This window comes from Paraburkholderia franconis, assembly GCF_009362735.1.
Taxonomy (GTDB): Bacteria; Pseudomonadota; Gammaproteobacteria; order Burkholderiales; family Burkholderiaceae; genus Paraburkholderia; species Paraburkholderia franconis.
Genome location: NZ_WHNP01000077.1, coordinates 20,972 through 28,279 on the forward strand (window position 1 = coordinate 20,972; position 7,308 = coordinate 28,279).

A 7,308-nucleotide genomic window follows, 5' to 3' on the forward strand; every position below is an offset into this window, starting at 1 on the left:
TTTCCGTTCAGGCATTCACCTGAATGCGCGGATCGAAATCGAATTCGAGCCGGATGCCGCCGGGTTCGTAGATCATCGTGTGCCGCTTGGGCCCCGCGCCGAGGTTCTCCGGCGCAAAGTCGACCTTGACGCCCGGCCATCGGGACACTCGCTCGAACACTGCGCCGAGTTCCTCTTCGCTGCGAACACGAAACGCCAGATGATGCAGCCCGACATTCGTCTTGCGGTCGAATTCGATGCGGTTGGCGGAATCGGTGACTTGCCAGAGCGTCACTATGATCTTGCCGTCCGATACGAAGGCGGCGGGGTAGTCCAGCTTTTCGCCGACCTGTGTCCAGCCGAGGCAATTGATAAAAAAGTCACGCGTCATGTTCAGATCGCGAACGGTGAGTCCCACGTGATCGATACCGGCGGTGAGCGGTTGGGTCGTCATTTTCGGTTTTCCTGTGCAGTCGAGGCGATCGCGGCTTTCGGCGCGATCGGTGCAATTATAGGAACGCGAACTCGCGAAGATTCTTGAGCGGCAAGAAACGGACATTTGCTATCGGGGCATCGTGCAAGGGCATGGCATGGCGATTACCGCGCCACGGCCCATGATGCAAACGCCTCGCGGCCATGCTGGAATACGCGTCTATTGCAGACGCGCGGCCCTCATCTACACTTGATCGTACTCATGCGCGCGCGGTGCGCGACAGAAGGAGCCGGGAATGACAGACAACGCGACGGCGTCGGCAAGCGAGCCGATCACGATCGGTGGATTGACGATCCGGTATCTGATCGACGGAACCGCGACGGGCGGAATGGGCGTGTTCGAGTTGACGGTGCCACCTGGCTCGCGCGTGCCGCCGCCGCATAGTCACACGAACAATGAAGAGTGCGTCTATGTGCTGGAGGGGACGCTCCGCTATGCCGTCGATGGCGCGGTCCGCGATCTCGCGCCTGGCGACTGGATGCACACGCCGCGCGGATCGGTGCATGCGTTCAGCAATCCCCACGCCACAACGGCGCGCGCGCTTATCGTTCTTACACCTGACATAGGGGCGCAGTACTTCCGCGATGTCGGCGCGGTGATCGATGCAGGCGGTCCACCTGATCGCGCGAAGCTTTTCGCCGTCATGTCCGCCTACGGACTGGTGCCCGCTGTGCCGCAATGAGCGGGACAGCACGCGTGAGGACGCGGATAGCCAACCCGACTGTCTAAGCGAGCGCTTGCGTCTGTAAAAACTTGCTCGATACAAACGTTTGCCCTGTTGGTGTGAAATTCGACGTCGTGCATACTTGCAAGCTGCACGCATTGGAGAATGGGCATCTCAGTGCAGTGCAATTCGAACAACACCACGAGAGGAGAGGACCAGCCATGCCGTTGGTGCCGCTGTCGCAACGGGAAGTTACGATCGGGGTTCCGCTGCCGTTCTCCGTCTACACGGCGGATGGCAAGCTGCTGATAGGCCGGGGACATGTCGTTCACAGCGAAGCGCAGTGCCAGAAGCTGTTTGCTTTAGGCGCGTACCGGCACACCTTTCCCGGCGAGCACCGCGACGATGCGAAGCCGGCACACGGCGACGCGCCCACACCCGCCGCGCGCACGCATCGCAATCACGACGAGCAGGACTTTATCGGAAGCTTTCCGACGACGGGGTGCGTCCCCGAGGATTTCGTGGTCACGCTTGCAGACGACAGTGGAATTTCGGCGCGCACGCAATTCGTCGGCCTGCTGGAGAAGGTCAGTGTTCTCGTCACTGGCAATGACATCGATCCCGCTTTCATGTCAGGCGCAGCCATCGACGGTCAATTCATCGCGGGGCGTTACCGCTACTCGTTTCAGTCGGAAGTTATCGGCCGACACACAATGCCGTTCGAAGTGCTCTATTTGCGTTGTCCCGTGGAGGTCCGCTCGCGCACGCTGCGGCGGAATGTTCGCGTGGGCATCGACGTCACTGCGCGTCTGTCGAGAAACGACCGGCCGATGGCCGGCACGGAAGTGCGCGCGGTCGATCTCAGCTCGACAGGCGTGGGCCTGCTCGTGAACGCGAATTCGCCCGCGCCCGGCGAGCACTTCAAGCTCTCGCTGCCGCTCGCACGCGCGGGCCGCGTACGCACGGCACCGTTGAACTGCATTGCGCGCAACCGGCGCACGAAGGGCGGGGAAACCCTGATCGGCGCGGAGTTCGGCAATACCTCGGGAGAAGTGCGCGCGCTCGTGAGCGACTTTGTTCTGGATGTACTGACGGGAGCCGTTGCACGCGAACATCCCGCAGCGGGAGAAGGGCGGTTCGCATAAGCCGCCACAGGCCGAACCGGCAGTACGGAAAAAAGCCGACGTCGCCGTCGGCCAAATGGGTTCCCGTGGTTGCGAGGGCTGCGCGGAAACCGGTCCTCATGACACGGGCGAGTAAAGAATTCTATTCGCCTTGCTTCTGTTTACGTATGGGCGACGTGACGAATACGCAATGCACGGGGCGCTTACGTCCAGTACTTATGGTCGCTCACACTGTGCTCATAGCCGTGAATGTCATGATGTTCACCACGCCTGCGCACGGTAGCCCGGCCGTATCCGTCGGGTTTCTGCGCCTGCGCTCGCTCGCGTTCCGGAACGACTGTCGCCGGGACAGGCGCAGGTAGTGCCGCTTCTGCGGCAAGGCGTTCGAGCGGCAATTGTGCACTCGCTGCGACGACGAGAATCGCCTGCATCAGACCCGGCGCCTGATAGGCGCACGTCGCGGCAAGCGCGACACTGCAAGCCGCAATGGCATAACGTACCCGAAAGTGAGGGAAGCTGATCGTGTGCATCATACGTTCTCCACTGCGCGCGAGAGACGGCCAGGCGTCTCATCCTTGTGCTCGTCCAGAAGAATGCTGTCGAGCATTTGTCTGAAGTGCGACGTCAAGAAATCGACAAAGGTTTTGATCTTTGCGTCGACATGATGTCTGCATGAATAGACGGCGAATACGCTGGTGATTTGAAGTCTTTCCGGCAGACGTTCGATCTGCCTTCTCTACAGCGCCAGTCGCGAACAAGGCAAATAACTGAATCAACCCTGAAATAAGCCCTTTTCTACTGTTTTGGAAATGGCGAAGGCTTGGGCATAATGCTAGTTGTACACGGCCGTTGAAAAAGGGACGTTTCTTTTTTACCGACCGTCATTGCACTAAAGAGCTGGTCCCTTCCTCGCTCACGGCTCTGCAGCCCGGCCCAATTCCGCCCAGCCTCGTTGCGCGCATCTCGCGCGGTGCGCTCCCTATTATTTTTTCACGTTCATCCGTGAAGGCCACGATTTGGCCCGTTTTAGGAATCAACTGATGAAACCGGCAAAGAATACGTTCTGGTCCCGTTATGGCCGCTATGTGATGCTTGGCGCGATCGCAACTGCCTTCGCGGCGCTTGTCACGTTTTTGCATCTACGCCACGAACAGCGCAATGCGATGGCGTCGCCGGTACTCGGAGGCGTTGCGAGTGAGATGCGCAAAGACACGTCGCCGTGGACCCACCAGGAAAGGGACGCGTCCGAAATGCTGCGCGACATTCGCGATCACAACGTGACGGCCATCGGCGTGAGCCCGAATGCGATCCTCGTGTCGACGGGCGATGGAGCGAAGTACTACGTCACCGATCACAATGCGGCCTTTTCGAATGCACTGCTGCTCGGCGAAATGAAGGCGGACGCGCGTTCTCCGTATCAACTCGTATGGCTGCCCGATGCGAATGTCCATACGGGATCCGCGCGCTGGGCGGATGCATTCGACAAGACGCGCGACGTGATCAGCGTGCTGTTGCCGCTGTTGCTGATCGGCGGGCTCGCGTGGTTCATGCGTCGTGAAATGACGGGCGGCGCGCGGCTGCTCGAAAAGACACCCGCACTGTGCTTCGACGACGTGATCGGCGCGGGCGAAGCAAAGGCCGCATTGTCCGACATTCAAGCCTATCTGACGAACCCGAAGCAGTTCACCGGCATGGGCGTGCGCGCGCCGTGCGGCATTCTGATGACGGGCGGCCCCGGCGTCGGCAAGACGCGGCTCGCACAGGCGCTCGCGGGCGAGTGCGGCGCGAATTTCATTTCGATCACCGGCAGCTATTTCAGCGCGAAGTACTACGGCGTCGGCATTCAGAAGGTCAAGCATCTGTTCGAGCTTGCGCGCAAGAATACGCCGACTGTCATTTTCATCGACGAAGCGGACGGCCTCGCCAAACGCACGGACACGGGCGGTGGCCCTGTCGAAGCGGAGAGCAATCGCATCATCAACCAGTTGCTCTCGGAGATGGACGGCTTCGAATCGAATGAAGGCGTGATCATCGTCGCGGCGACGAATCACCCGGACAATCTGGACGAAGCGTTGCGCCGCCCAGGCCGTTTCGATCGCACGGTGCAGGTGCGTTTGCCCGATCTCGAAGATCGTGCGGACATCATTCGTTTCTATGCCGAGAAGCTGAAATCGAAATCCGACGACATCGATTTCAACCAGCTCGCGCGATTGACCACGGGGCTTTCGCCCGCAACGCTCGCGATGGTCGTCAATCAGGCGGGTCTCGTCGCGCGCAAGGCGGGTGATGACGTGATCGCATCGGAGCATTTTGTCGAAGCGATCAAGATCGCGCGTATCGGCGATGTGAATGGAGCGGAGCGCGCGCTGACGGAAGACGAGCGCACCCGTATCGCCGTTCACGAGGCCGGCCATGGACTCGTTGCCGCGCTGCTCGGCACGGGCGTACTCGAAGAGGTCACGATTTTGCCGCGAGGCGGCGCACTGGGCGTCGCGCTTATCACGAAGGCGCAGGACAAGCACCTGTATCGCGAGACGGAGATGCGCAACGAAATCCAGGTGCTATTGGGTGGCCGCAATGCGGAATTGCTGATGTTCTCGGAAGCGTCGAGTGGCGCGGCGCAGGACTTGCAAGAAGCGTCGCGCATCAGTCTGGACATGGTGTCGAAATTCGGCTTCAACGCAGATGGCAATCTATTCAGTCTTGCTGCGCTGCCTGCGCAATATGCAGGTCTGCAAATGAAGAACGCGATCGAACACGCGAACATTTTGCTCAAGGATCTGAACGAAGCCTGCTATACGCTGCTGAGCGACAACGAGCCCGTGCTGCGCGCGATTGCAGAGCAATTGCTCGAATCGGAGACGGTGCCGGGTGAAACGGTTTATCGCCTGATCGACGAACACAAGGCGAGCCGGGACGCGCTGCATCTCGCGGAGCAGCCGGCGGCGGCCTGATCGATTCGCGCGACCGCGGGCGCCCTCAGTCGCTAAACAAAAAAATAGCGAAACAAAAAACAGGAACTTCCACCGAACATATTTTGTCGACGAACCTCGCGGCCCATTATTGGGCGTAATTCACAGTCAAAGCGCGAGGAGGCTTGCAGATGGACAAAAGCCGCGTTGCCGCGCTCGACGCAGGTCGGGCGCTCGCGATCGTCGGGGTTGTCGCCGTACACCTGTCGTTTCAGTTTCCCAATCTGCCGCATGCCGTGACGTTGCTGGCCCGCATGGGCCAATACGGCGTGCAGCTGTTCTTCGTAATCAGCGCGATCACGATCTTCATGACGCTTGAAACCGATCACGCACGTTGCGTGGATGCGCGTCACGTCACATTGCGTTTCTATATCAAACGTTTCTTTCGCATCGCTCCGTTGTATTACGTAGCAATTGCCGTTTATGGGTTGATCAGCTATGGCGCAATGCAGTCGGGGTACGAGCGCGCATGGGTTCTCGGCTCGCACGGTCCCATCGATGTTCTGCTTAACATACTGTTTCTTCACGCGCTGTCGCCGACGGCGATCAATAACGTCGTGCCTGGCGGATGGTCTATCGGCGTCGAGATGCTGTTCTATCTGATCGCGCCGCTCCTGTTCTTCGCGGCGATGAATCGCGTGCGGCTCGTGCTGGCGACACTGGTGTTGCTGGCGCTTTCCGTTGCGTCGATGTTGATCGGCGATTGCCACGGCACACTCGACTGTCACGTCAGAAACAACTCGTTCAGCTATTTCTGGCCGCCCGTGCAAGGGCCTTGCTTTATCGTCGGGATGTGGGCGTGGTATGGCTTTCGTTCGCATTTGATGGGCACGTCGAACGTCACCCGACGCGCGGCGTGGCTCTATTTCGCGCTCGCATTGGCCTTTGCGCTTGCGACAGCGGCGCTTGGCGTATGGCTCGCGAAAGGGCATCAATTCGCGCCCGTGCTTGCCGCATGCAGCGCGGTCGCGTTCCTGTTGTTCGTGGGCTCGCAGTGCGATGCGATACGCGACCTGATGCGATCGCGTGGTGCGTTCGTATTCCGCCGATGCGCGGCGGCGCTAGGACGGGAAAGCTATGGCATCTATTTGTGGCACTTCATCTGTGTGTACGCGACATTTCATTTCTTCGCGGACATATTCAAGCAGACCGATCAGGATATGTCGATTGCGCTCTTCATCGTGACCGTGCTGATTGCGCTCTCTGCATCGTACGGTTTCTCGCGCCTCTCGGACCGATTGATCCAGGGCCGTGCGACGCAACTGTCGCGCAAGCTGCTCTCGCACGTCGACGGGCGCTTTTACCCGGCGCGGCGCACTTGACGCGAGTGCGTCGGGATAATGAGCCCGATGCTTCATTCGTTGAAAGCTCGCTGATAGCAGGTGAATGCGCATCGTCAGCGATAGCGTGAAGACGCGCCCATCATTCGGCAACCATGACGCGACCCAGCGCGCATGCAATCGCGTGTCGATGCCGTGCCTGTCTTCCTGTTGCGGCTCCCGGACGCGGGTCGCCGCGCCCCGTCAAATCAGTGTTCGCGCGGCGTTATGTTTATTCGACATGACCCTCATGCGCAATTTGCATTGGACGGCGCAGTGCCATTCCGGGGACTATCCGGCACTCGCTCGATGGCATGCGCTCTACCGACAACACGTCTCGCTGCGCACATTGCGACAACTGTCGCGCTTCGCTATCGAATTACAAGGAAAGCCGGAATATTCTGCGTCAGGATGAAGCGACCTGGCGGTTCCGTGCATCTGAGATATGAGGAAGACAATTGAATAGTTCTATTCAACGGCACATCGGCCCATTCGCGCTGATGCTGACGGGGCTTGGCTCGATCATCGGATCGGGCTGGCTGTTCGGCGCCTGGAAGGCGGCCAAGATCGCAGGTCCCGCGGCGATCTGCGCGTGGGTGATTGGCGCGGTGGTGATTCTCGCGATCGCGCTGACGTATGCGGAGCTGGGGTCGATGTTCCCCGAGTCGGGTGGCATGGTGCGCTACGCGCGCTATTCGCATGGCGCGCTGGTGGGCTTCATCAGCGCATGGGCCAACTGGATCGCGATCGTGTCGGT

General features: G+C 59.9%; 7 protein-coding genes. 5 read left to right on the top strand and 2 right to left on the bottom strand.

Going from position 1 to position 7,308, the window contains the following annotated elements:
* Window positions 1-7: 7 nt before the first annotated feature.
* Window positions 8-433 carry a VOC family protein gene (locus GCT13_RS39615; RefSeq protein ID WP_152767363.1) on the bottom strand — a complete coding sequence of 142 codons (426 nt, stop codon included), beginning with the start codon at window positions 431-433 and terminating at the stop codon, window positions 8-10.
* A 274-nt stretch (window positions 434-707) separates the two neighbouring features.
* On the opposite strand from GCT13_RS39615, the gene GCT13_RS39620 reads away from it, so the two are divergent.
* A complete protein-coding gene (locus GCT13_RS39620) occupies window positions 708-1,154 on the top strand; it encodes a cupin domain-containing protein (RefSeq protein WP_152767364.1) in 447 nt (148 codons plus the stop codon).
* A 203-nt stretch (window positions 1,155-1,357) separates the two neighbouring features.
* A complete protein-coding gene (locus GCT13_RS39625; protein WP_152767365.1) occupies window positions 1,358-2,281 on the top strand; it encodes a PilZ domain-containing protein in 924 nt (307 codons plus the stop codon).
* A gap of 182 nt (window positions 2,282-2,463) precedes the next feature.
* Here GCT13_RS39625 and GCT13_RS39630 read toward each other — a convergent pair whose 3' ends face one another.
* Complete coding sequence (locus GCT13_RS39630; RefSeq protein WP_227747246.1) at window positions 2,464-2,793, bottom strand: hypothetical protein; 330 nt, start codon at window positions 2,791-2,793, stop codon at window positions 2,464-2,466.
* A gap of 507 nt (window positions 2,794-3,300) precedes the next feature.
* On the opposite strand from GCT13_RS39630, the gene GCT13_RS39635 reads away from it, so the two are divergent.
* The 3 genes from GCT13_RS39635 to GCT13_RS39645 all read left to right on the top strand — a co-directional run.
* Window positions 3,301-5,214: an AAA family ATPase gene (locus GCT13_RS39635; RefSeq protein ID WP_152767366.1), complete on the top strand. Its 1,914-nt coding sequence runs from the start codon at window positions 3,301-3,303 to the stop codon at window positions 5,212-5,214.
* Window positions 5,215-5,363: 149 nt separating this feature from the next.
* Entirely contained in the window at window positions 5,364-6,554 is a 1,191-nt protein-coding gene (locus GCT13_RS39640; protein ID WP_152767367.1) for an acyltransferase family protein, read from the top strand.
* 455 nt (window positions 6,555-7,009) lie between these two features.
* A partial coding sequence (locus GCT13_RS39645) for an amino acid permease (protein ID WP_152767368.1) occupies window positions 7,010-7,308 on the top strand: 299 nt, incomplete at its 3' end.

Excerpts from the sequence above, each read along its gene's own strand:
- GCT13_RS39625 (WP_152767365.1), top strand. The coding sequence starts at position 1,358 with ATGCCGTTGGTGCCGCTGTCGCAACGGGAAGTTACGATCGGGGTTCCG.
- GCT13_RS39640 (WP_152767367.1), top strand. The coding sequence starts at position 5,364 with ATGGACAAAAGCCGCGTTGCCGCGCTCGACGCAGGTCGGGCGCTCGCG.
- GCT13_RS39615 (WP_152767363.1), bottom strand. The coding sequence starts at position 433 with ATGACGACCCAACCGCTCACCGCCGGTATCGATCACGTGGGACTCACC.
- GCT13_RS39630 (WP_227747246.1), bottom strand. The coding sequence starts at position 2,793 with ATGATGCACACGATCAGCTTCCCTCACTTTCGGGTACGTTATGCCATT.
- GCT13_RS39635 (WP_152767366.1), top strand. The coding sequence starts at position 3,301 with ATGAAACCGGCAAAGAATACGTTCTGGTCCCGTTATGGCCGCTATGTG.
- GCT13_RS39620 (WP_152767364.1), top strand. The coding sequence starts at position 708 with ATGACAGACAACGCGACGGCGTCGGCAAGCGAGCCGATCACGATCGGT.